This is a genomic window from Mesorhizobium sp. M7A.F.Ca.US.011.01.1.1 (assembly GCF_003998295.1).
In the GTDB taxonomy this organism is placed as follows: Bacteria; Pseudomonadota; Alphaproteobacteria; order Rhizobiales; family Rhizobiaceae; genus Mesorhizobium.
On record NZ_RZRT01000006.1, the window covers coordinates 36,990 to 59,005 of the forward strand.

The 22,016-nt window shown below is 58.5% G+C and carries 21 protein-coding genes and 2 pseudogenes; 17 read left to right on the top strand and 6 right to left on the bottom strand.

The window, feature by feature from the left end:
* Nucleotides 1-10 precede the first annotated feature (10 nt).
* From EOA13_RS10150 to EOA13_RS10165, 4 genes are read left to right on the top strand one after another with little or no spacing between them, the layout of a single operon-like run.
* Nucleotides 11-946, top strand: a complete 936-nt coding sequence (locus EOA13_RS10150; RefSeq protein ID WP_023809586.1) for an ABC transporter permease — start codon at nucleotides 11-13, stop codon at nucleotides 944-946.
* The gene (locus EOA13_RS10155; RefSeq protein WP_031212634.1) at nucleotides 937-1,845 is read left to right on the top strand and encodes an ABC transporter permease; all 909 of its coding nucleotides are present in this window, start codon (nucleotides 937-939) and stop codon (nucleotides 1,843-1,845) included. The genes EOA13_RS10150 and EOA13_RS10155 overlap by 10 nt, the downstream gene beginning before the upstream one ends.
* Complete coding sequence (locus tag EOA13_RS10160) at nucleotides 1,838-2,833, top strand: ABC transporter ATP-binding protein (protein ID WP_127291991.1); 996 nt, start codon at nucleotides 1,838-1,840, stop codon at nucleotides 2,831-2,833. The genes EOA13_RS10155 and EOA13_RS10160 overlap by 8 nt, the downstream gene beginning before the upstream one ends.
* Nucleotides 2,830-3,846: an ABC transporter ATP-binding protein gene (locus EOA13_RS10165; protein WP_127291993.1), complete on the top strand. Its 1,017-nt coding sequence runs from the start codon at nucleotides 2,830-2,832 to the stop codon at nucleotides 3,844-3,846. The genes EOA13_RS10160 and EOA13_RS10165 overlap by 4 nt, the downstream gene beginning before the upstream one ends.
* Nucleotides 3,847-4,003: 157 nt before the next feature.
* On the opposite strand, the gene EOA13_RS10170 is transcribed toward EOA13_RS10165, so the two are convergent.
* The 3 genes from EOA13_RS10170 to EOA13_RS10180 form a co-directional block, all read right to left on the bottom strand.
* On the bottom strand, nucleotides 4,004-4,651 hold the full coding sequence (locus tag EOA13_RS10170) for a hypothetical protein (RefSeq protein WP_023809583.1): 648 nt from the start codon (nucleotides 4,649-4,651) through the stop codon (nucleotides 4,004-4,006).
* Between the two features lie 36 nt (nucleotides 4,652-4,687).
* On the bottom strand, nucleotides 4,688-5,356 hold the full coding sequence (locus EOA13_RS10175; protein ID WP_245490340.1) for a HupE/UreJ family protein: 669 nt from the start codon (nucleotides 5,354-5,356) through the stop codon (nucleotides 4,688-4,690).
* A 114-nt stretch (nucleotides 5,357-5,470) separates the two neighbouring features.
* Complete coding sequence (locus EOA13_RS10180) at nucleotides 5,471-5,755, bottom strand: hypothetical protein (protein WP_127291998.1); 285 nt, start codon at nucleotides 5,753-5,755, stop codon at nucleotides 5,471-5,473.
* A 208-nt stretch (nucleotides 5,756-5,963) separates the two neighbouring features.
* Between EOA13_RS10180 and EOA13_RS10185 the strand changes: the two genes are divergently transcribed.
* From EOA13_RS10185 to EOA13_RS38610, 7 genes and pseudogenes are all read left to right on the top strand, one after another.
* Nucleotides 5,964-6,245 carry a metal-sensing transcriptional repressor gene (locus EOA13_RS10185; RefSeq protein WP_127292000.1) on the top strand — a complete coding sequence of 94 codons (282 nt, stop codon included), beginning with the start codon at nucleotides 5,964-5,966 and terminating at the stop codon, nucleotides 6,243-6,245.
* An 8-nt stretch (nucleotides 6,246-6,253) separates the two neighbouring features.
* Nucleotides 6,254-7,582, top strand: coding sequence for a cation diffusion facilitator family transporter (locus tag EOA13_RS10190; RefSeq protein WP_127292003.1), 1,329 nt, complete (start codon nucleotides 6,254-6,256; stop codon nucleotides 7,580-7,582).
* Between the two features lie 24 nt (nucleotides 7,583-7,606).
* Complete coding sequence (locus EOA13_RS10195) at nucleotides 7,607-8,041, top strand: YqaA family protein (RefSeq protein WP_127292005.1); 435 nt, start codon at nucleotides 7,607-7,609, stop codon at nucleotides 8,039-8,041.
* Between the two features lie 108 nt (nucleotides 8,042-8,149).
* Nucleotides 8,150-8,767 carry a DUF1007 family protein gene (locus EOA13_RS10200; RefSeq protein ID WP_127292364.1) on the top strand — a complete coding sequence of 206 codons (618 nt, stop codon included), beginning with the start codon at nucleotides 8,150-8,152 and terminating at the stop codon, nucleotides 8,765-8,767.
* 32 nt (nucleotides 8,768-8,799) lie between these two features.
* Nucleotides 8,800-9,513, top strand: a complete 714-nt coding sequence (locus EOA13_RS10205; RefSeq protein ID WP_023809575.1) for a sulfite exporter TauE/SafE family protein — start codon at nucleotides 8,800-8,802, stop codon at nucleotides 9,511-9,513.
* A gap of 129 nt (nucleotides 9,514-9,642) precedes the next feature.
* Nucleotides 9,643-10,354 (top strand): annotated as a pseudogene (locus EOA13_RS10210) (CNNM domain-containing protein); the annotation flags it as partial.
* Nucleotides 10,328-10,657: a hypothetical protein gene (locus EOA13_RS38610; protein ID WP_245490354.1), complete on the top strand. Its 330-nt coding sequence runs from the start codon at nucleotides 10,328-10,330 to the stop codon at nucleotides 10,655-10,657. The pseudogene EOA13_RS10210 and the gene EOA13_RS38610, both read left to right, overlap by 27 nt.
* 552 nt (nucleotides 10,658-11,209) lie before the next feature.
* On the opposite strand, the gene EOA13_RS10215 is transcribed toward EOA13_RS38610, so the two are convergent.
* The gene (locus tag EOA13_RS10215; RefSeq protein WP_245490341.1) at nucleotides 11,210-11,389 is read right to left on the bottom strand and encodes a tyrosine-type recombinase/integrase; all 180 of its coding nucleotides are present in this window, start codon (nucleotides 11,387-11,389) and stop codon (nucleotides 11,210-11,212) included.
* 52 nt (nucleotides 11,390-11,441) lie between these two features.
* Between EOA13_RS10215 and EOA13_RS37865 the strand changes: the two genes are divergently transcribed.
* Both EOA13_RS37865 and EOA13_RS10220 read left to right on the top strand, forming a co-directional pair.
* Nucleotides 11,442-11,585 (top strand): hypothetical protein, encoded by a 144-nt coding sequence (locus EOA13_RS37865; RefSeq protein ID WP_164780041.1) that lies wholly within the window; start codon nucleotides 11,442-11,444, stop codon nucleotides 11,583-11,585.
* Nucleotides 11,586-11,742: 157 nt separating this feature from the next.
* Nucleotides 11,743-12,825: a RelA/SpoT domain-containing protein gene (locus EOA13_RS10220; protein WP_127292008.1), complete on the top strand. Its 1,083-nt coding sequence runs from the start codon at nucleotides 11,743-11,745 to the stop codon at nucleotides 12,823-12,825.
* Here EOA13_RS10220 and EOA13_RS10225 read toward each other — a convergent pair.
* Together EOA13_RS10225 and EOA13_RS10230 are read right to left on the bottom strand one after the other, a co-directional pair.
* A pseudogene (locus EOA13_RS10225) lies at nucleotides 12,822-13,044 on the bottom strand (hypothetical protein); the annotation flags it as partial. The gene EOA13_RS10220 and the pseudogene EOA13_RS10225 overlap by 4 nt on opposite strands.
* Before the next feature lie 158 nt (nucleotides 13,045-13,202).
* Nucleotides 13,203-16,109 carry a trifunctional glycosyltransferase/class I SAM-dependent methyltransferase/polysaccharide deacetylase gene (locus EOA13_RS10230; protein ID WP_127292011.1) on the bottom strand — a complete coding sequence of 969 codons (2,907 nt, stop codon included), beginning with the start codon at nucleotides 16,107-16,109 and terminating at the stop codon, nucleotides 13,203-13,205.
* 904 nt (nucleotides 16,110-17,013) lie between these two features.
* Between EOA13_RS10230 and EOA13_RS10235 the strand changes: the two genes are divergently transcribed.
* Genes EOA13_RS10235 through EOA13_RS10250 form a run of 4 tightly spaced genes read left to right on the top strand, consistent with a single transcriptional unit; the run spans nucleotide 17,014 to nucleotide 21,956 of the window.
* Complete coding sequence (locus tag EOA13_RS10235; protein WP_127292014.1) at nucleotides 17,014-17,688, top strand: hypothetical protein; 675 nt, start codon at nucleotides 17,014-17,016, stop codon at nucleotides 17,686-17,688.
* A gap of 7 nt (nucleotides 17,689-17,695) precedes the next feature.
* Nucleotides 17,696-20,374 (top strand): OmpA family protein, encoded by a 2,679-nt coding sequence (locus tag EOA13_RS10240; protein WP_127292017.1) that lies wholly within the window; start codon nucleotides 17,696-17,698, stop codon nucleotides 20,372-20,374.
* 13 nt (nucleotides 20,375-20,387) lie between these two features.
* Nucleotides 20,388-20,882: a Rab family GTPase gene (locus EOA13_RS10245; protein WP_127292019.1), complete on the top strand. Its 495-nt coding sequence runs from the start codon at nucleotides 20,388-20,390 to the stop codon at nucleotides 20,880-20,882.
* 3 nt (nucleotides 20,883-20,885) lie between these two features.
* Nucleotides 20,886-21,956, top strand: coding sequence for an adenylate/guanylate cyclase domain-containing protein (locus EOA13_RS10250; RefSeq protein ID WP_127292022.1), 1,071 nt, complete (start codon nucleotides 20,886-20,888; stop codon nucleotides 21,954-21,956).
* Nucleotides 21,957-22,016 lie beyond the last annotated feature (60 nt).

Sequence of the window (22,016 nt, forward strand, 5' to 3'; positions counted from 1 at the left end):
GGAGGGCGCGTTGATCCACTTCATCAGCAAGAGGCTGAGGCACTCCCTCGTACTGCTGTTCATGGCGTCTCTGGTTTGCTTTACCCTGGTTGTTTCGGCTCCGGGAAATGTCGCTGTTCTCATCGCTGAACTCAGAGGAGCAGTTGCAACCCCGGGTTACGTCGAAAAGGTTGCCGAAGAGATCGGACTGCATAAGCCCCTGCTGATGCGCTACGCGGGTTGGCTCGGCGATGCAGTCCGAGGAGATTTTGGCATCTCCTACAGAACGGGCCAGGAAGTCAGTGCGGACTTGCCAAAGCGCATGTTGGTCACCGGTACCCTGATCGTTGGCAGCGCCGTGGTTGCGACCCTGCTCGGCCTGGCTCTCGGATTCCTGGGTGCCTTCTGGCCCTACAGACTGCCGGACCGCGTTTCGCGCGGTTTGGCTCTTCTCGGCGCATCGACACCGACATTCTTCGTCGGGGCGCTGATGATCTATGGTTTCTCTGTCACCTTTCAGCTCTTTCCATCCTTCGGCTTCGGCGGTCCGGAAAGTTGGGTGCTGCCATGGGTCACTGTCGCGGTGCTGCCCGCCGCCGTGCTCAGCCGTGTCGTTCGTGTGGGACTGGAAGAGGCCATGGCCAGCCCCTTCGTGTTGACGGCCAAAAGCAAAGGTCTGGGACGGACCGCCATCCTGTTCCGGGACGCGCTGCCAAACATCATACCTGTGTTCATCAACGCACTGGGAACCCAGGTCGGCCTGATGACCGCAACTGCTATCATCGTTGAACCGCTGTTCGCCTGGCAGGGCGTGGGCGACTACTTTCTCCAAGGCGTGAAGTTCCGGGACTTCATGGTCGTGCAGGCCTGCCTGTTGATCTTCCTCGCCTTCTTCATCGTGGTGAATCTGATCGTCGATCTCGCAGTTCTGATGACCGATCCACGTGTCCGGCGCCAATGGAGCTGACCATGAATAGATTAAAGCCTGCATTCGCCCGGTTGAACAAGTTGCCCCGCGTGGCCTTGATCGTGATCGGCCTCTTCCTCGCCCTGGGCAGCTTCGCGCCATGGCTCGCTCCACAAGATCCCAGCGCACAGAACTTACTGGAGACCGGCCTGGGACCAACTGCCGCACATTGGCTCGGCACCGACCATCTCGGGCGCGATACGCTCAGCCGCCTGATCATTGCGGCGAATACGTCGTTGGTCAGCGTTGGCTCGGTCCTCATCATTGCAATGACGGTCGGTGTCGCCATGGGGACCATCGCTGGCTACCACCGCGGTTGGGTAGACGACCTGCTGATGCGCATCGTCGACGTCGGACTGTCCATCCCAAGCCTGATCACTGCCCTTGCCGTGATCGGGATCGTCGGGCCGGGCTACTGGACCATGGTACTGGCTCTGTCATTGGCATGGTGGCCGATGAGCGGTCGTATCAGCCGGGCCGTGGCGGTCAGCATCATGAGCAAGCCGCATATCGAAGCCCTGCGTGTGCTGGGCGCCAGCCCATGGCGCATTTACTTCGGCCATTTGCTCCCCGGCACCATCGGCGCGGTCATGGTCTATGCGACGGCGGATGCCGGGACAGCCGCTTTGGCTGTCGCAACACTCAGCTTCCTTGGTCTGGGCATTCAGCCGCCCACGCCGGAATGGGGACAGATGCTTGTTGATGCTTTGCCGTATCTCGAGTCGGATCCGCGACAGGTTATCCTGCCCGGCCTGGCCCTGACCGCTGCGGTGATCGGCTTCAACATCCTCGGCGAATCCATAGCACTTAATCGCATTCCCAAGCCGCTTTCGAGGCGGACGCTTGCCTTGCGCAGAATTGAGGTCGCCGGCTGGGCCAAGGAGAATTCGGATGCATGACGAACCCCTTTTGAACGTCAGCAATCTGACGGTCGATCTCCTGACCGCGAAGGCCGCGGTACGCCCCGTCGATGGCGTCAGCTACACCGTCCGGCAAGGAGAATGCCTTGCCATCGTCGGGGAAAGCGGCAGCGGCAAGACTGTAATGAACTTCGCGCCGCTCGGTCTGATGCCGACCGGCGTGACGACGAACTTGTCGGGATCGGTGCGCTTCGATGGGCGTGAATTGATCGGCCTGCCGGAATCCGAGATCCGTAAGGTACGAGGCAAGTCGATCGGATTCATTTTCCAGGATCCGATGAGCGCGCTGAACCCCGTCCGCCGTGTTGGAAGGCAGATCGCCGAGATGGCGGAGCTCCATCTCAAGATGACCCCACGCGCTGCGGAGGAGCGGGCGTTGGAACTCATCAAGCTGGTCGGCATCTCGGATCCAGCAGCGCGACTTCGTCAATTCCCCCACGAACTGTCGGGTGGTCTCAGGCAACGCATCGTAATTGCCATTGCGCTGGCCGGCGAGCCAAAACTTCTGATCGCGGACGAGCCTACGACCGCTCTCGATGTGACGGTCCAGGCTCAAATCCTGCGCCTGCTCAAGGACCTGCAGCGGCGGCTCAACATGGCCATGGTGCTGATTACCCACGATATGGGGGTAGTCGCCGGAGCGGCCGACAACATCGTTGTCATGTATGCGGCTCGGGCCGCCGAACGAGGTCCCGTGGACAAGGTCCTCGTTACCCCACGCCATCCGTACACGAGAGGGCTGATCAACGCGATCCCACGGCGGGAAGACCCGATCGGTTCGGAGTTTCGCGGTCTTCCCGGGATACCGCCAACGCTGGGCGCGCCATTCAAAGGCTGTGCCTTTGCCCCGCGCTGCGAGCTCGCAATTCCCGCATGCACCGCAAGCCGCCCTCCACTTGCGCGGTCGGTCGACAGCGCTGTTGTCGTGGCCTGCGCGGTTGTCAACCAAAGGAAGGCAGCAGCATGACGCACGGTCCTGTTCTGAAAGTCGAAAACCTGCAGACGCGCTTCAAAAGCGTTCAGCGAGGCAAGTTCATCCATGCCGTCGACGACGTCTCGATCGAGCTCTATCCGGGCGAGATCGTCGGTCTGGTAGGCGAGTCCGGTTGCGGAAAGTCGACGCTGGGCCGCACCATTGTGGGTCTCGAAAAGGCAAGCGCGGGACGAGTCCTGCTTGATGGAGTGGACCTCACCACACTCTCCGGTGCAGCACTGCGCGAAAGCCGCAGGGCGCTCCAATACGTGTTTCAGGATCCATATTCGTCCCTGAACGACAGACAGACGGTCGGTGAGACGATCGATGAAGCGTTGCTGATCAGCGGGTTGAAATCACAATCCGACCGCAACCATCGTACCAAGGCGCTCCTGGATCAGGTCGGACTGGCGGACGCTTTGAAGGATCGGCACACGCGGGAACTGTCCGGAGGGCAGCGCCAGCGCGTTGCGATTGCCCGATCCCTCGCCGTGAATCCAAGAGTGCTGATCTGCGATGAACCAGTTAGCGCACTGGATTTGTCCATCCGAGCCCAAGTGATGAACCTTTTCCTGCACCTGCAGAAAGATTTTGGGGTGGCGTGCCTGTTCATTGCCCACGACCTTGCGTTGGTCAGGCAGGCTGCATCGCGCGTCTACGTGATGTACCTCGGCAAGATCGTGGAGCACGGGCCATCGCAGGAACTCTACGATCACCCAGGCCATCCCTATTCGCAGATGTTGCTGGCCTCGACACCGGAGGTGGATCCGATCGCCGAAAAGCAGCGCAGGGTTCCGGTCATGATCGGGGAGGTGCCGAGCCCTACGAATCCACCATCCGGCTGCAGGTTCCGGACTCGCTGCCCCTTGGTGGTCGAAGAATGCAAACAACAGATGCCACCGGCCTTGAAGCTATCTCCTGGGCACAGTTCGGCTTGCGTGTTTGCCAAGGATCTCCATCGCGGCAAACGTTCGGCGCTGATTTCGCCAACAGCCAATGCGGCATGACACGTTGACACAGCCTAGCGGCGCACCAATTCACCACGCCGCCGCCTACCTCGACACGAATGCTCACGGGACGGTGGTGCGCCAAACAGTGAGGTCGTGGCAATGAACAGCGCGTCACTCCGGCGCCAAACGGCGCCGGATAAAATTGACGTATCGTTCACATCATCCGTTTGATGTCGGTGTAGGCACCGTTCGTCTTCAGCGTCACGGTGACGTCGGCATCGGTGCGGTTACGCCAGAACCAACCGTGATTGCCGTCAAACGCTGCCTCAAGTACGCCCTCGTCCTCTGCAGCCCCGCGGCCCTTCTCGTATGAAATGTTTTCGCCGCCGCCGTCACCATGGGTGTCGAAGTTCACCGCCGCGCCATTGGCCGTCCAAGAGTATTGTGCCTGTGCGCCCTTGGCCATGACGAGCTTGATCTCAGCTCCTTCGCCGGGCTTCAGGGTGACCGACATTTCGTCTGTCCGGAGTTCCTGGGCAGAGGCGGAACCCATCACCAGTTCAGCGAAGACGCGCTCCAGAAGACTCGACTGCTGATCTCGGGCTGGCACGGCGATCGGAGTGCCGTTTTGCAGTTCGCGAAGGCGGTCCTGCTCGGCCTCTTCGGCCAGTTGTGTCTTGATCTCGCCCATCTCGGTGAGCTCGAGCGCTCGCCCAACGCCGGTGGGATCGATGGCGTATTCGGCCGGCAGCACGATGGTCACAAGGATGGCAGCTGCCGCGAGAATTGCGATGACGGTAGAGCGAAGGAGTTGCATGGATGTCGGCAGCTCGGCGCGGGTCGGGATGTCGGTATTGTACATAGGAGAATTCCTTTTTTGGGATCTTTACTTGGAGGCTCAGGAGACGACCCAGCCGGTGAGCTGATAGCCGATCAGCACAAACCCGGCGGTCATCATGATGGTGTTGGCGGTGTATGCGTGGCGCCAGAAACTGTCGGTCCGGCGCCAGTAGCCCATGACAATAAGGATGGCAGCGAGCGCCAAAAGCTGGCCAATCTCAACGCCGACGTTGAAGGCAAGAAGATTTGGCACTAGCCCGTCGGGCGAGATGTTGTATTCGATGATCTTCGTCGACAGGCCGAAGCCGTGGAAAAAGCCGAAGATCAGCGTCGCGATCCTGGTGTTCGGCTGGAAACCGAGCCACCTCTGGAAAGCGCCCATATTGTCGAGCGCCTTGTAGACGACCGACAGGCCGATGATCGCGTCGATGATGTAGCTGTTGATGCCCACCTTGAAATAGACGCCAAGCAGCATGGTCGTGGAATGGCCGAGCGCGAACAGGCTCACATAGATGCCAATGTGCTTCATCCGGTAGAGGAAGAAGATCACGCCGAACAGGAACAGGATGTGGTCGTATCCCGTCACCATGTGCTTGGCGCCGAGATAGATGAAGGGCAGCAGATTGATGCCCGTGATCTCCTGGATATAGCCCTTGTCGCCTTCGGCAACGGCATGGGCGAGGGCAACCGCCCCAAGCAATGGAAGGGTCAGGAGAGCAATGAGCATAGGAAGGGCCAACCGCCAGCGCGCGCAAGGCGTGCGTGGCGGACCCTCGTAGAAGGATCCTTGCATGAGAATTCCAATCGTCGTCGTTGAGGATGGCCGCGCGTGCGGCCGCGATCATGCGATGACGATCTGCCTGGGAGGGCGCTCAAGCCGGAAACGGATTTTGAGGTCGGCAAACGAAGGCGGGTAAACCAGCCAGCTCCGGCCTATCGGCGGTGCTGGCTGCGCGAAGCCCGGAAGCGTGCTCGCCGTCTCATGGGTGTGGTCGGCCGGATTGTGGCCGTGGGTATGACCAAAGCTCTGCTCATCGGCTTCGCCATCGTCATGGCTGTGGCCGTGTTTTTCGATCTGTGCTGCCAGCTCTGCGTGACGCGCTGCCTCGGCGGCAGCGAGCGCCATCGGGCTATGCGAGGCCGAACCACCCATTGGGGAGACCAGCACGCCGAGAGTCATCGCGAAAGCGACGATGAGACGAAAGGCTATGCTATGGATCCAATTCGGCATGCTTAACGATTATTCTCTAAAATCCTAACGAATGGTTGCGTGCACCAGAATCGAGGCCACTTTGAGGCTTGGAATATCCTCTCTGGGGGGATAGCATCAAGGTATGAATGAGCGTCCCCACGTCCACGAAACCCATCCTGCCATCATCAAGCGGCTGAAGCGCGCCGACGGCCATCTGCGCGGGATCGTCGAGATGATCGAGGCCGGTCGACCGTGCCTCGACATCGCCCAGCAACTTCATGCCGTGGAGAGGGCCATCGCCCAGGCCAAGAAGACGCTGATCCAAGACCACCTCAACCACTGCCTTGAGGACGTCGTCGGACCGCTGGCGCTCGAGCAGCGCCGCTCGATCGACGAGTTCAAGGATATCACCAAATACCTGTGAGAAGCGCCATGATGGACAAAGTTCGCGATTGGTTCGGATTCGGCCCGATGACGCACGGCATGGGCGGCCACGGACATGATCACGGCGAGGGCGGCCATGGTCACACCCATGGCGTCATCGACCCGACGATCGCCACGACGACGCGCGGCATCTGGGCGATCAAATGGTCATTCGTCGTTCTGGCCATCACGGCGGCGCTTCAGCTCGTGGTCGTGTTCCTCTCCGGCAGCGTGGCACTGCTGGCCGACACGATCCACAATGTCGGCGACGCGGTCACCGCTATCCCATTGTGGGTCGCCTTCATGCTGGCCCGTCGCAAACCGAGCGAGACGTTCACCTACGGGCTGGGCCGCGTCGAGGATCTGGCCGGCATTCTGATTGTCCTCATCATCCTGTTCAGCGCCATCGTTGCCGGCTACGAGGCGATCGACAGGTTGATCAATCCGCAGCCGATCGCATTTCTTGGCTGGGTCGCCATAGCCGGCATCATAGGTTTCTTAGGCAACGAGGCCGTCGCTGTGTTCCGTATCCGTGTCGGCCGCGAGATCAACAGCGCGGCGCTGATCGCGGATGGTTACCATGCCCGCACCGACGGCTTTACCAGTCTGGCGGTCGTGCTTGGCGCTATTGGCGTGTGGCTAGACTTTCCGCTTGCCGATCCGATCATCGGACTGTTGATCACGCTGGCGATCTTCGCCATCGTATGGCAGTCGTCGAAAGCCGTGTTGACCCGCATGCTCGACGGCGTCGAGCCTGGCATCGTCGATGAAATCCATCATGCCGCCAAGCATGTATCCGGCATCGAGCGTGTCCAAAGCGTGCAGGCGCGCTGGATCGGCCACCGCCTGCATGCCGACGTGGCCATCAGTGTTCCGGAGATGGCGACGGCCAACGACGTGCTGGGTGTAACTGAAGCCCTCAAACAGGAGCTGTTCGCCCACTTGCCGGCGTTGGCCGAAGCCAACGTTCGCTTGGTGAGCCCGGCCGTCACTGGCGCGGAAACCTCTCATGCTCACCATCATGCGCCGGAGCCCTTCAAGGTCGCCTGTGATCTGGCTGAAGGGACATTGGAAATCGTCGATACACCGGCTGGCGAGCGGATGCGTCTGACGATCGACCGGCATGCCGACGATTTGACGGCGACGGTGATCATCGACCGGCCAGAGGGGCCGGAGACGTTGCACCTCGATCCTGTCGCCGACAATCATCATCGCCTTGAGAGCACAGTCACCCCTGCCGAGCCGCATGAATTCGAGGCAAGACTGGTCCTGAAGGCCAAGGATCGCGAACAGGTGCTACCGTTCAAGATGGTCGAACCCGAAGGTCACCATCATTAGGTCGACAGACAGATACACTGTTCAATGACCGATCTCGCAGCCTACGCTGGTCTTTTCCTGGCAGCCTTCATCGCCGCGACGATCTTGCCGATGCAATCGGAAGCGGTGCTGATCGGGCTCTTGCTTGCGGATTATTCGCCCTGGTTGCTAGTCGGAGTCGCGAGCGTCGGCAACGTGCTTGGGTCGGTGATTAACTGGTTGCTCGGCCGAGGCATTGAGCGCTTTCGGGACCGGCGGTGGTTTCCGGCGAACCAAACGCAACTAAACCGCGCACAAGTGTGGTATCGCCGTTACGGGAAGTGGTCGCTTCTGCTGAGTTGGCTGCCAATTGTCGGTGATCCGCTGACCGTCGTCGCGGGCGTCCTGCGCGAGCCTTTTCGGGTTTTCCTCTTGCTGGTCACTGCGGCCAAGGTCGGCCGTTATCTTGTTCTTGCCGCCATGACGCTGAGCGTGATTTGATCTTGAGGGCCCACCTTAACCGCATGTCCCATTTCGGCCTGCTTGCAATGCCAGACGTGCTGCCTGACCGGAAACGATGAAGTGCGAGTGAAAATGCGACTGACGGGCATGGTATCAGGCGTCGCGCTGTTGCTCGCTTCCGCCGCGGCGGCGAGTGCCCATCCCCATGTCTTTGCCGAAGCGAAGCTGGACATGACCGTCGGTCAAGACCGCACGGTCAAATCACTTCGGCATCTCTGGCGTTTCGACGACCTCTTTTCCAGCACTGTGCTGATGGAATTCGACAAGAATTCCGACCTTGTTCTTGATACAAAAGAACTCGATGAGGTTGCTCTCACCGTCCATGCGTCGCTGGCCGGGTACAACTACTTTCAGATGGTGACCTTGAACGGCAAGGACGTGACGATGGCGCCGCCACCGAAGTTCAGCGTCAGCTTTGAGAATGATCAGCTCGTTGTCCAGTTCGAAACGCAGCCGAAGGACCCGTTGGCTCTTGCTGGAAAAGTCAGCATCGGCGTCTATGACCCGACCTTCTACACGGCGATCGATTTTACCGACGACGACAAGATTGCTGTGGCTGGCCTGCCTGTAGGCTGCTCACGCGCGGTCGTCCGTCCAGATCCGGACACGGCCATCGCACAGAACCAGAAAAGCCTGACAGACGCGTTCTTCAGTGACCCAACAGGGACCGATCTCGGCAAGATTTTCGCGACACGCCTCGATTGACCTGCGGCTGACCCGGAGCCGGTTCGATGGCCATGTTCCAGACGCTGGTCGACTTCCAACGCACGATCTACCTGGCGCTGGCCGAGCAGATCAAACTGCTTTCGGCCGGCGGCGATTGGCTGGCCTTCACGGCCTTTCTGCCGATGGGCGTGTTATTCGGTGCAGCGCATGCGCTGACGCCGGGTCACAGCAAAGCCCTACTGGCCACGTATTTGGCCGGTTCGGACGCAAAGGTTTCGCGCGGTCTTCGGGTATCACTGACACTTTCCTTCACGCATGTGACGATTGCCGTGCTGATCGCGGCGCTCTCGCTACCGTTGGTGTCTATTGCCCTGGGCAGTGTTGGCCGCGCGCCGCTACTAGAAGACGTCAGTCGCGGGCTGCTTGGACTCATAGGCGTCTGGATGCTCTGGCGCGCATTGAGCCACGGCCATCACCACAAGCATGAGGGCGAGGCCGTCGGCGTCATGGCCGGCTTGATCCCATGCCCGCTGACGCTTTTCGTGATGACCTTCGCAATATCCAGAGGCGTTCCGCTCGCCGGTATCCTGTTTGCAATCACCATGATGGCCGGCGTGGCGCTGACGCTGTCTTGCGTTGCGGTGTTGTCGATCCTGTTTCGGGAGCGCCTAGTGCATTTCTTCGACAGCCGGCCACGCCTGTTCGATGCCATTTCGCGGACGATCGAAGGCGCTGCCGGAATTGTTCTAGCCGGCGTAGCGGTCTGGCAAATCACTTCTTCCTAACGCTGTCCAAAGCCAGAGTCCCCGCGTCGGGGCAGCAGCTCCGCGTGATAATTCTGAGCCCAATGCGGTTGCGCAATAGCGCCAAATACGCTTCACAGATCCCGCCAGTCAGATCCAGCAGAGGATATCATGCCGGCGGACGATGGTAGTCTACGCGACATTCTTGGAATTCTGTTGGTTCTAGTACTCGTTGGCGCAAATGGCTTCTTTGTCGCTGCGGAATTTGCGTTGGTGGCGGTCAGGCGGAGCCGAGTCGACGAACTTGCTACCGCTGGACGCTTGAATGCCGGGCTGCTTCAAAGAGCCTTGGCGAATCTCGATGCCAATCTTGCCGCGACCCAGCTGGGTATCACCATTTCGTCGCTGGCGCTTGGCTGGGTTGGCGAACCTGCACTCGCCCATCTGATCGAGCCACTGCTGGTCGGAGCGATGGGGTCTCTTGCCACCGCCGGATCCCATATAATCGCCGTAGCAATTGCTTTTATTATCATCACTGCTCTCCACATCGTTCTGGGCGAGTTGGCGCCGAAAAGCCTGGCGCTTCAGCGTAGCGAGGGCACGGCACTCTGGGTGGTGCGGCCGCTAGGCCTGTTCCTGTTCCTGCTCAGGCCGGCGATCCTCGCTTTGAACGGTCTTGGCAATCTGGTGTTGCGTCTCTGAGGATTGCGGCTAGGGACGGGCGAGGAGTCCCTGCATTCGCTTAGAGCTGAAGCTGCTTGTCGCGGCGAGCCAGGAGGCAGGGCTGCTTCACCAGACCCAGCAGGAGCTCGTCGAGCGCGTCTTCAACATTGGCGATCGGCGCATCGCCGATATCATGACGCCGCGGCGCGATATCGACTGGATCGGCGTGTCGTCCGCAAACAGCCCGGAAGGTAAAGACCTGTTTCGCAAGGCACAGCTCACCTCGAACCTGCAACTCAATTGGGCCGACGGGATGCAGGGCGCTGGCCCACCGTCTGAGCAGGTCGTTTGCAATGCGTTGCTAGCCCCACAGGGTCTTTGGCGGTGGCGGATCACCCTCAGGATTATCCAAATCGTCTGGGTCGGGAAAGAGATTTTGCTCGCGCAGGTTCGAAGTCAGCACATCAAGTTGGTTCTGCGCTTCGATGTGAGCCAGCCGCTGTTTGGCCCATTCGATCAATAGCCGCGGCCGGGAACGGGTATCTGATAGCGAGCACAAGTCTTCGCCAGCCCTCGTCCGATATGTCGAACCGCTCAGCAAGCGTGACGATAGGGGTCGACCAAACGAGGTCATACAATTCTTGGCGGGTGAAGGTGTGCGGCATTTTTGGCTTGGGGACGGATTCGGTGGGTGAGACAACCCAGTCGCTAGGCCGCTCAAAGTCAAGCAAGCGATGCGCATTTCCCGCGCCTGACGCACGTGGCGTTTCCCTGTTGGACTACTTTCATTTCCCTGTTAGGGCGAATAGGGAATTCCTGGACAACGCGTTGAAACTACTGTGAGATTTCAGGCCGAAATTGGCTCGGCCGCTCAAAATCGCCAGAAATTCGCTGTTTTTCGGGCTCTAATAGGGAAAATCAGACAGAGACTGGTTCGCCAATGACTGCCTGCACCACCATAACCATTGATTCTATTGATCAAAATATGCGTCGGCCAAAACGTTTTGGGCCCATTGTGGGCCCCAAAAAAAGGGCCGCTGATATGGCCACCCTGCGCATGGTCGGTTGATTTCACTTACTTGACGACGCGCAGGGCCGCATATTCGTCCGTCACCGTCATGGAAGAATGCCCCATCGCCTCCATGATAGCGCGCGCTTGGATGTTGCATTCGGCGAGATACGTGCCGAAGGTACGGCGTAGCCCGTGCAGAGTGTAGCCCTCCGGAATGCCGGCCTGCTTGTGCCAATGTGCCATCACGGTGGTGCTTTTAATGCCCACTGCGATGGAGAAAAGGGAAATTCCTGCTATGAAGCTTGCAATTGTCCTGAGGTATATTTCAGGAGGCAACTGCTATGTTGTCGGCGTCGCCCTTAAAGCACTGAAAAAGATCTATAAGCTGGCTGAGCGTGGCGGCATGTACGTCCGCGTCATGTCCGGGGGCGCGATCTAGCCAGATACGGCCGAGACGGTATCTCGCTCGCGGAGATCCGATGTCGCGCGCTATGGTACTTCGCTTACCCAAACGGATATGACTCTTGGGATCTGATTCCCCTGCGATAGTCCCGCCAGTCCAGAATGAGGCGGGCTACCATGACTTCTTGGCTCCAATGACTGAGTACCCGCGCCTTGCCTACAGCATGAAAGCCGTTCGCAAGGCAGGCGACCGGCTGGCAAAACCTATTCAGTTCGGACGAGACATTACTGTCGGCCAGTATGTGGACGCACTCGAAATCTTCTCAATCGCCAATAGCTGGCGCGACTCGCACTTTCTGCCGATGCGCAGCGTTCGGTTCTCTGTCCGTCATCACATAAGAGCCCTGCGACTGGAGGGCGACATGGCATCCCGGCCGAAGCGCATGGCATCCATTCGTCGGAAGCTTCGAGAGTCCACCACCAATTTGGACACCATGAACGACATCGGCGGTTGCCGAGCGATCATGGCCGATATCAAAGGTGTTCGCTCGCTTCTCGCATCGATGCGAGACAAGTTCCCCCATGAGATACACTCTAGGGAGTTTAACTATATCGATGAGCCGAAGCCGGACGGGTATCGAAGTCACCATATTGTTTTCAAATACCGATCCAGAGATGCCGACACCGAGGCTTTCGACGGACGACGCATCGAGTTGCAAGTTCGTACCAAGCTTCAGCACTCATGGGCAACTGCGGTTGAGGCTGTCGGGCTATTCCGGGGCCAGGATTTGAAGCACGGAGAGGGCGACCAAGATTGGCTTCGCCTTTTCCAGCTTATGTCGGCGGAATTCGCGCACGTGGAGCAGTGCCCCGTTCATGTAAGTGTTCCGGATCACAATGGCCGGGTTCGAGAATTGCGGGATCTCAACAAGCGTATAGGTGCGATCGGCATACTAGAAAAAATAAAAAATACTGCCCGCTGCCCAGAAAATTTCGTACATCAAGCGGAAAAAACTCGATACTATTTGCTTCAATATGGGAAAGATCATAAACTGACCGTCGAGACGTTCAGGGCACTTACATTAGGCGCACGAAAATTGAAAGAGATCGAGCAAAAAATCGAGCTAAGGGGCAGTGAGATAAAGGCTGTCTTGGTCGAGGTGGACAAGAAAGAAAAGCTCGTTGAAATGTATCCAAATTACTTCGGAGGCGTTTATTTATTTGCTCGTAATCTGAAGTCCATCTGCTCGGGAAAAGCGGCTATCGAATACAGTTAGCCTGCACTGGGTCGGCTTAAGCGGCGTCGCTTCCGTATGAAGTAACCCGAGGCGAGGCGTTTGCCGACGATACCATCAAGGCTGCGACCGGCCGCGCATCGTCGTTCATGCCAGGGGCTGCGCGTGAAATTGGGCGGAAGTCGTATTCGGAGAGGTAGCGGTGCAGATGCTTTCTGCGCAGGGCTGATAGGTGCCACGCATGCCACGCTTGAATATGCTGAGGCGCCGGGTATTTTGGCAGTGTTTACTCAGCCGCCGGGGCAGGCCATTCCGATCTCGGGTGATATGGGGCGATCGCAGCAGTCTGGCGAGTGCGGAGCGTTTCGTCGATCTTGCGCATCGTGAGCGGGACCGATGACCGTGACAAAGTTCACCGTTTAATCGAGCATGGCCTCGACGGTGGCGGCAAAGTCGTCGAGCGAGCGATCCCCGCGAATCTCGATTCGTGGAAGGTCGATGGGATCGCAATTAAGGTCCGCCGGCCCGTGTCTGCTGCCGAAGCCGATCCGATAGCCGGACTCCTTGGCCAGTCTGCCGAGCCGTCGGTCGGTGACAGAGAAGGGTGCCGCGAACGCCGAGGTTGGCCGACCGGTCCAACGTTCGATGAACATACGAGAGCGCAGCAGTTCGGCGGCCAAGTCAGAGCTCGACAGACCATCGATCGCGCGATGCGTCGCGAGATGGCTTCCGAAGAACGCACCTTCGGCGGCGAGCCGCCGCACCGTCCCGGCATCCATAAGCTGCGTCGGCGGACCGTTTTCGGCATCCCACTGCGCGCTTTCACCCACTAGGTCAGTCACCAGGAACACTTCCGCGGTCAGGTCGTTCGCGCGCAAGGTTGGCCAGGCTTGGTCGGCAAAATTCTGGAAGCCGTCATCGAAGGTGATGAGCACTGGGCGGCCAGCGAAAGGCTGACGGTTGGCGATGGACCGTTCCAGTTGCTCGGACGTGGTCGCGTGAAAGCCATTGGCGCGCAGCCATGCCATCTGGCTGGCGAATGCGGCGGGCGTTAGCCGAAAACGGGCGAGAGCGGCCGGGCCATCATCGGCGACGCTGTGATACATGAGGACAGGGATACGTGGCCGCCGCTCGCTGCGCGCGACGTCGCGGCGCAAGGCCCGCGCCCCGCCCCAGACGATATTTCGGGCGACCCCGAGTCCGATAGGCGCGCGGATCGACGCATGATCAATCCTCGGTTCCGTCACTACATCGTCCGGTGACAGGCGGCGGAAGCGGTCTATGCGATAGAGCTCGGTCTGGATCGACTGCTCGAGGACGAGACCTTCGGTCGCTGCGAGCGTCTCTGAGATCGCTTGTGCCCCGAATGTGTTCCAGTCGAAGCCCGTCCTTTCAACATTGTCACGCAGCACGAATGCGTGGGCGCTGATGAAACTGCCGCCAGGCGCCAACGCCTCAGCGAATTTCCTGGCAATGCGCCGCAACTCGGCGAGATCATCCAGATAGTAGAGCACTTCCGAACAGAAGATCAGATCCATCTCACCCGGCAGCGTGTCGGCGGAGAAATCCATTACGCTGAATTCAACGTTCGGCTGATCGCTGCATCGCGCGCGGGCTCGTCCGACGGCTATGGCGGAGATGTCGGTTGCGGTCAAATGGTCCACTCGCGGCGCCAACTGGCGCGTGAAGTGGCCCTCCGCGCAGGCGAGCTCAAGTGCCCGTCCGATGGGACCCGCAGGCAGAATCTCGAGTTGCCGCTCATATTTTTCCTGCTCATAGGACGAACCGTAGTTCCAGGGGTCCTCGGTCGCGAAATAGCCATTCCAGAACGACGTGCGATTCTCGTCGTGCCTGACCCGTGCACGGCGCGGCGCGGCAGAAGGCTCAGCAGGTTCGGCGCTCGACCGAACCAACTCCCGCGCTTGCGCAGCCAATCTCGCGAGTTTGCCGAAATGGCTGTCCGGATCAGGCTCGCGTTCGGCTGTGCCTGACAATGCCCAGGCTGGAAGCGTGTTCGGAGTGTTGGCGCCAGCCTCCTTTTGCGGTGCGAAATTCCGGATCAGTTCAATCCAATGATCCCTTGTCACTGTCCCGAGCACGCCGAATTGTACGACGGCCTCGATGTGGCCATCCATCATCAGGTAGGCATAGATTTGGTCGATTCCTTCCGGCAGTTCGGTCGAGGTCGGATTTCGCGCGTCGACGCGGATTCCAAGTGTTCGCGCCAGCCTGCGTGGTGTGCCAAGATCGTCGGCGTCGAGAACCATTTGCTCAAGCTGATACTGGATGCGGCGAGCCGCTGCGGGATTGTCCCAGACCTTGCCGAGTTCGGTAATCAACTCGGTGATGGCGCGGCCGAACCTTCCCCACCTGGCAGCCAGTTGCGCCGGCACAGACAGGCTTCCCACCGCAAGGCCGTTGACGGCTACCTTGGCGATCTCATTCGCCCACTTGCGTCCGGCCGGAAGCGCGCGCAGGGACTGCGGGTTGATCGAGCCCGAGCCGCCGCCGCAATCCGACGCGGCGTTCCACAATGCGAACCACGCGAGTGCTTCGGAAGCGGTGCGGCCATCCGCCGAGTTCGCTCCGTTGGCGTGGATAGTCACCGGGTGTTTGACTCTGGAGTCGGCAGAGAAGCCACGGGCGATCACGGTTTCCGCGTCGGCCAGCATCTGAGATGAATTGCGGGTGAGCGAGTTGGAGCTAGCCCGGTAAAAGGCGAGCGGCTCGTCGACCATTACCCAATTTCTGCCGAGACGGGCGAGGCGCTGCCACAGATCCCAGTCCTCGCATGTGCGCAGCGACACATCGAAACCGCCCAACCCGACGATTGTCTCCCGGTCGACCAGCAGCGCGTGGGTGGCGATGGCACACCGGCGGGCAAATGTTTCAAAGGGCTGGATCGCAACCTCTGACGAGATGCTCAACCGGATAAGTTCGCCATCGGGCATCACGCGCTGAGAACCGCAATAGGCGGCCACTGAATCCGGCGCGGCCTCCAGTGCGGCTAGCATTTTCGCGAGGAAGCTGGCGTCTACCCAATCTTTCGCATCCAGAAACATGAGCCAGTGGCCGCGCGCCGTCGAAATCCCTTTATTGCGCGCGCCGGCGGGGCCATGCGCGCAAGAACTCAACGCCCGAAATCGGGCATCTTGCTCCACATAATCGGCAATGATCGCGGGGGTGCGGTCCGTGGAGGCGTCGTCGACGATGATCGCCTCCCAATCCTCGATTTCCTGATCGAGGAGGCAATCGAGTGCGCGCGCCAGCGTCACCTCTGCGTTGTGCGCAGGAACCACGATTGAAACCAATGGATTATGCGCCATGCCGTCTTACCCACGCCTGGTTCGAAGGTACAAGAGCCCCAAGACATAGCCGGCGATTTCCCGCCAAAGGAAACGGTCATCGAGGATGCTGCGTCCAAACAGTCTCCCGTGAACTCTTCCGAGCCGTCGCGCCGCCATTCGGCTGCAGTGCGAGCTTGCTCCTGTCATGCTAGCGACATTAGAAGCCTGGCGCAGCATTTCATCCGTACCGCCGAGATCGGGCGCCGGCTGTCGCAGATGCACGTCAAAACCAAGCATGCCGCATACTCATGTCGATCCCTGAAATCGGCACCATGACCACAAGCTGCGGTCCCTGGCACTTGGCTATGGCAAACTGCCGTCCTTTGCAATCGACGACGCAACAATGCAAGCCCACTGAAGCTTTGGTTGAATGACTGCCAGCTATTGGGACCTATTGCTCTCTCCTGTCGACCGAAACACCTCGATTCCGGGCTGCATTCTTGATCGGCGATTCCTCGTGTGAAAAGAAGATTCTCCTTCTACTGTTGAGCTCGCGCCGGAAGCTGATGGTGGCAGTATATAGCGGAGCGAGAGGCAATATGCTGCCCGCTGGAAAAGTTATTTTAGCAATTTCTAATGAAAACTCATTACTTACATCTGTCTAAATAGATATACATAATGCCATTGTATCACTCGGCCTCATAGTAGATTTCGCTCGATAACCAATTAGATTAAACGGCTATGGTTGCTATCACAGAGAGAGGCGAGAGCAACACCTAGCGGTACTGGTGCTTTTTCGGCCAGTCCAAGAGGTGTAAAAAGAGCACGCAAATTGGCTTGCGCCAAGAAGATTCCGGCTTGCAGGTCGCGGATTTTGCTGGCATCTTCACCTGTTTATGGGTCTCTGCACTGTGGCAGGTGGTTCACATAGAGGGGTATAAGGATGGCCAAGGAATCTTCGAGTACTTCGAGTGCCGTTTCCTCCGCAAACAAGGCGGACGCAAATTTGCTTGGTAATGCAGACGGAAGCGGGCTGAACTTCATGGCGGCCCAGGTTCGCGAAAACGGGGGCGCCGGCGACGCCGTAGGTGTCGACAAGATACGCGATCTGCTGTTCGGCAACCAGATGCAGGACTATGACCGCCGTTTTTCCAAGCTTGAAGAACGGGTGTTGCAGCGCTTCAAGGATGTCGAATCCGAAGCCAAGCGCAATCTTGAGATGTACGAGTCAAATGCAAAGAAGCAGATCGATTCGCTCGCGGCGCAATTGCGGAACGAAAAAGACTCACGAGCCGATGCCGACAAGGAGATTGACCGGAATCTTCGCGAGCAAAACCAGGCACTTGAAAAGCAGGTGCGTGCGTTGTCGGATCAATTGAGCGCGCTTGAGCGGGACGTTTCGGACCGGATAAATCGAAACGATCATTTGTTGCGTGAGGAAATTAAGCAGAAGAATGAAGGCGTTCAGATGCTGATAGAGAAAATGTTTGCCGATCTCAGCAACGTTAAGACCGACCGAAATCTTTTGGCTGGCCTGTTTGTAGAGGTTGCGAAATGTCTGAATCAGGATCCCGTCGGCAGCAAGGGCAACTCGGATCGTAGCTGGAAAGTGAGTTGATGGGACCTTGACGTCAACCGTCGACCCAATCAGTCTTCCACAAAGAACAGCCTCGAACGATACAGAAATTGATCGCGAGGCTCTGGCTCGTCTTTTGGTCGAAATTGCCCGGAACGTTGATCCGGACTATCGTGCGCGTTTCGACGGAGTCCCAACCGCCGATCCTCGCATGGAAACGCTGCGCCAGTTGCTGGTCAGCCGCGAAATTTCGGAGCTTTCACGAGTTACGCATCTGCTGGACGAACCCGAGCAGCTTGCGGCAGCAGTGGGCGACATTCTTCCCAGTGCGGCCGCGCGAGCGCCTCATGCGCAGCTCGGCGAGGCGCTTGCGCCAGCTGTCGAAAGGGCTGTGCAACGGTCAATCCAGAAGAGCCCGCGCACGCTGACGGATATATTATACCCGGTGTTTCTGCCGGCAATCCGCAAGTCGATCGGGGAAAAGATCGACCAGACATTTCAGTCACTGAATGAAACTTTAAGACATATATTTACCTGGCACGGGCTCAAGTGGAGATTTGAAGCTTGGAGGACAGGTGCGAGCTTCTCGGAAGTTGTTCTAAAGCATTCTCTTATCTATCGTGTAGAGCATGCCTTTCTCATTAATCGTAATTCCGGGCTTTTGATTGCGCATGTAGCTGCCGACAATGCGACGAGCGAAGATCCCCAGCTGATTTCGTCAATGCTTAGTGCAATTCAAGATTTTGTGAAAGATTCGTTTAACGAGAGAGAGCAGAGCGGCCTGGACACTATCCGTTTTGGCGACCTTCGTCTCTGGTCGGAAGTTGGACCGTTTGCGACCCTGGTTTCGGTGATCCGGGGAAATCCGCCAGAGGAATTGCATGAAATAGCTCGCGATGTATTGCTTCGCATCCATGAGGAATGCTCACAGGCTTTAGTTGAGTTTGACGGCGACAGTTCGCAGTTGGCCGGCGTAGAGGCGCAATTGCGGACCTGCGTCGAGCAGAAGCAGGAGGAATCAAACGAGGGATTTCCGTGGCTGGTGGCGGCCGTGGCCCTGCTGTTTTTGCTTCTGGCAGGCGGTTGGTTCTTTCTTTCCTGGCAATCCGGGCAGCGCTGGCAGGCTTATGTGTCGCGCTGGCAGGCCTACGTGTCGCGACTGGAGGCCCAGCCAGGCATCATCGTTGCCGAACAACAGGCGCGCGACGGCCAATTCTATATTGCCGGCCTGAGAGACCCGCTTGCCGCCGACCCACAGTCCCTGTTGTCTGGAACGCAGGTCGATCCCGCCCGGGTTCATTCGCAGTGGCAATTCTATCAGAGCCTTGAACCGGAGTTCGTGCTGAAGCGGCTGAAGGCGTCGCTGGCTCCGCCGGATTCAGTACGACTATCAATCGACAATGAGCGCATCGTTGCCGAGGGTGAGGCTCCCGACACCTGGATAGATCGGGCGCGCGCGGCGGCCCGACAGCTTTCGGCAGGCGGACCGGAGTTCGACATCTCCAAGGTTCGTGACGTAAGCCCCGAAGTACTCGAGGCGAAGCGCTGGCAGGCCTACGTGTCGCGACTGGAGGCCCAGCCGGGCATCATCGTTGCACAACAAAAAATACGCGATGGCCGATTCTATATTGCCGGCCTGAGAGACCCGCTTGCCGACGACCCGCAGTCGCTGTTGTCCGGAACGCAGGTCGATCCCGCCCGGGTTCATTCACAATGGCAATTCTATCAGAGCCTTGAGCCGGAGTTCGTGTTGAAACGGCTGACGGCGTCGCTGTATCCACCAGATACAGTACGACTTTCGATCGTCAATAATCGCATCATTGCCGAGGGCGAGGCTCCCGACACCTGGATAGATCGGGCGCGCGCAGCGGCCCGACAGCTTTCGGCAGGCGGACCGGAATTCGACATTTCCAAGGTTCGTGATGTGAGCCCCGAAGCACGCGCGGCGGAGCACTGGCAGTATTATGTGTCGCGACTTGAGGCCCGACCGGGAATTATTGTCGCCCAACAATCGGCCAGGGGTGGACATTTCTATATTTCCGGCCTGCGAGACCCGCTTGCCGCCGACCCGCAAGCTCTGCTGTCCGGAACGGAGGTTGATCCTGCCCGCGTTCATTCACAGTGGCAATTCTATCAGAGCCTTGATCCGAAGTTTGTGGTGAAGCGGCTGACGGCGTCGCTGACCCCGCCGAAATCGGTCCGACTTTCGATCATCCAGGGTCGCATCGTTGTCGTGGGCGAGGCTCCTGCCGCTTGGATCAACCGGGCGCAGGCCGCCGCTGAACAACTTTCGGCGGACGGAGTGGTTCTGGATGTCTCGCAGCTGCGTGAGCTGGACCTTGCAGAGCTCAATCATTTGAGAGAGGCCATCCAGATGACCGACATTTTCTTCTCTTCCGGCAAAGTTGTGCCTGGACCAGAGCAGACGCCGGTTCTCGACAGATTGGCGGATCAAATAAAGGAATTCGCCCAAAATGCCCGCAAGTCAGGCGTAACTGCGCGGTTCATGTTGACCGGCCATTCGGACACCACGGGCCGTGAGACGGCTAACGCATCGATCAGCGCCGCCCGCGCCGAGACAGTTCGTGCGCTTCTCAACAAGCGCGGCGTCGCTCCGGAACTGCTGCTGGTTCGGGGTGCGGGTACCTTTGAACCGGCGGTGCCTGAAAATAGTCAAGCTGGTAGCTCCACCAATCGCCGGGTTTCGGTTACGGTAAACCTGGACTAGGGCGGAGCCCAAGATGTTGCAAAAAAAGATCTGTATGCTGGGGGGGTTCTCTGTCGGAAAGACGAGCTTGGTCCGCAGGTTTGTGAAAAGCATCTTTTCAGAAACCTACTTGACCACGGTGGGAGTGAAAATCGACAAAAAGAGTGTCGAACTCCCGGACAAAACAGTGGATCTGATTTTATGGGATTTGGCCGGCGAAGATGATATCGGCTCGTTCCGGGTTAGCCATGTGCGAGGCGCAACGGGGCTCGTGCTTGTCGTCGATGGAACCCGCGCCGCTACCCTTACCGCCGCGCTCACGCTGCGCGAGCGGGTCGAGGCTGAATTCGGTGCTATGCCGTTCGTATTGCTTTTCAACAAATCAGATCTGGCCGATCGGTGGGTAATACCGGATAGAGAAATTGACGAACTGAGGCAACGGGGATGGCAAGTCTATCTAACAAGTGCGCTCTCGGGTGAGCATGTCGATGACGCGTTTCTTACACTTGCTTCGATGGTCACCAAATAGACCATGCAAAGATTGCCAAGAGAGATCGGAAACTGGATTTACGATTTCTTCTACAACGAGCGTGCTATTGCGTATGTGAAAATTGACGCCCAGCTGCGGACAGCGGCGAAGGGCGGTAACGTTGAACATTACGGGCTCTCATCCCTTCGCATCGGTAAGCCTGTTGCCGATCAGCTTGAATTCATGGAAGGTTTGCTGCCTTGCCCGGAGCTTCCATTTCATATGCCTATGGTCGAACTGCCCAGCGGGCGTGTCGCGGACCTTCATTTTTTTGCTGATGATGACCGCGTGTGGCTGCTCTTTCTTGATGCGACTGCCGAACGCGACAACAAGCAACGGCTTCAACAGAAGGCTTATGAAATGACGCTTCTGCAAGAGAGGGAGCGCCACCTCAACGAGAAGTTACAATCGGCCAATGAGGCGTTGAGGAAGAGCCAGGAGGGATTGGCGCGTGAATATCTGCGCGCCGAAACCCTGCTCCTAAACATTCTTCCGGCGTCGATCGCGGAGCGGTTGAAAGCGCAAAAGAAAATTGCCGACAACCACGCGGAGGTGAGTGTGCTTTTTGCCGACATCGTCGGCTTTACCGAAAGAGCGCGCAGCGTCGGAGCGGTGACGACGCTCGCTATCTTGAATTACTTCTTCAAGGCGGCGGATAGGCTCTCGGAACGACACGGCTGCGAAAAGATCAAGACTATCGGCGATTGTGTCATGGTGGTCGCTGGCCTGCCCACTGCGCGATCCGATCATGCACGAGCCCTCACGCACTATGCAGTTGAACTGCGCAAGGCGGTCAAGCGCGAACTCTTCGCAGGAGAACCGATAAGGCTGAGAATTGGAATTCACTCGGGACCGATCGTCGCTGGCGTCATAGGCAAAAGGCGGTTCGCCTATGATCTGTGGGGCGAGACCGTTAATCTCGCCTCACGTATTCAAACGTCCGCGGAGCCCGGTGAAATCCGTATCTCCGATGCAACGCGCCAACTGCTGGGACCAAAATTTGCTTGCGATCCACTCGAGGAAACGGAATTGCGTGGTGCAGGTCGCGTACGAATGTGGCGGCTCCCAGCCTGATTGTCGCTTGCCGACGCTGGAGCGCACTGCATCTCAAGCCGCAAATTATTAACGTGAAGA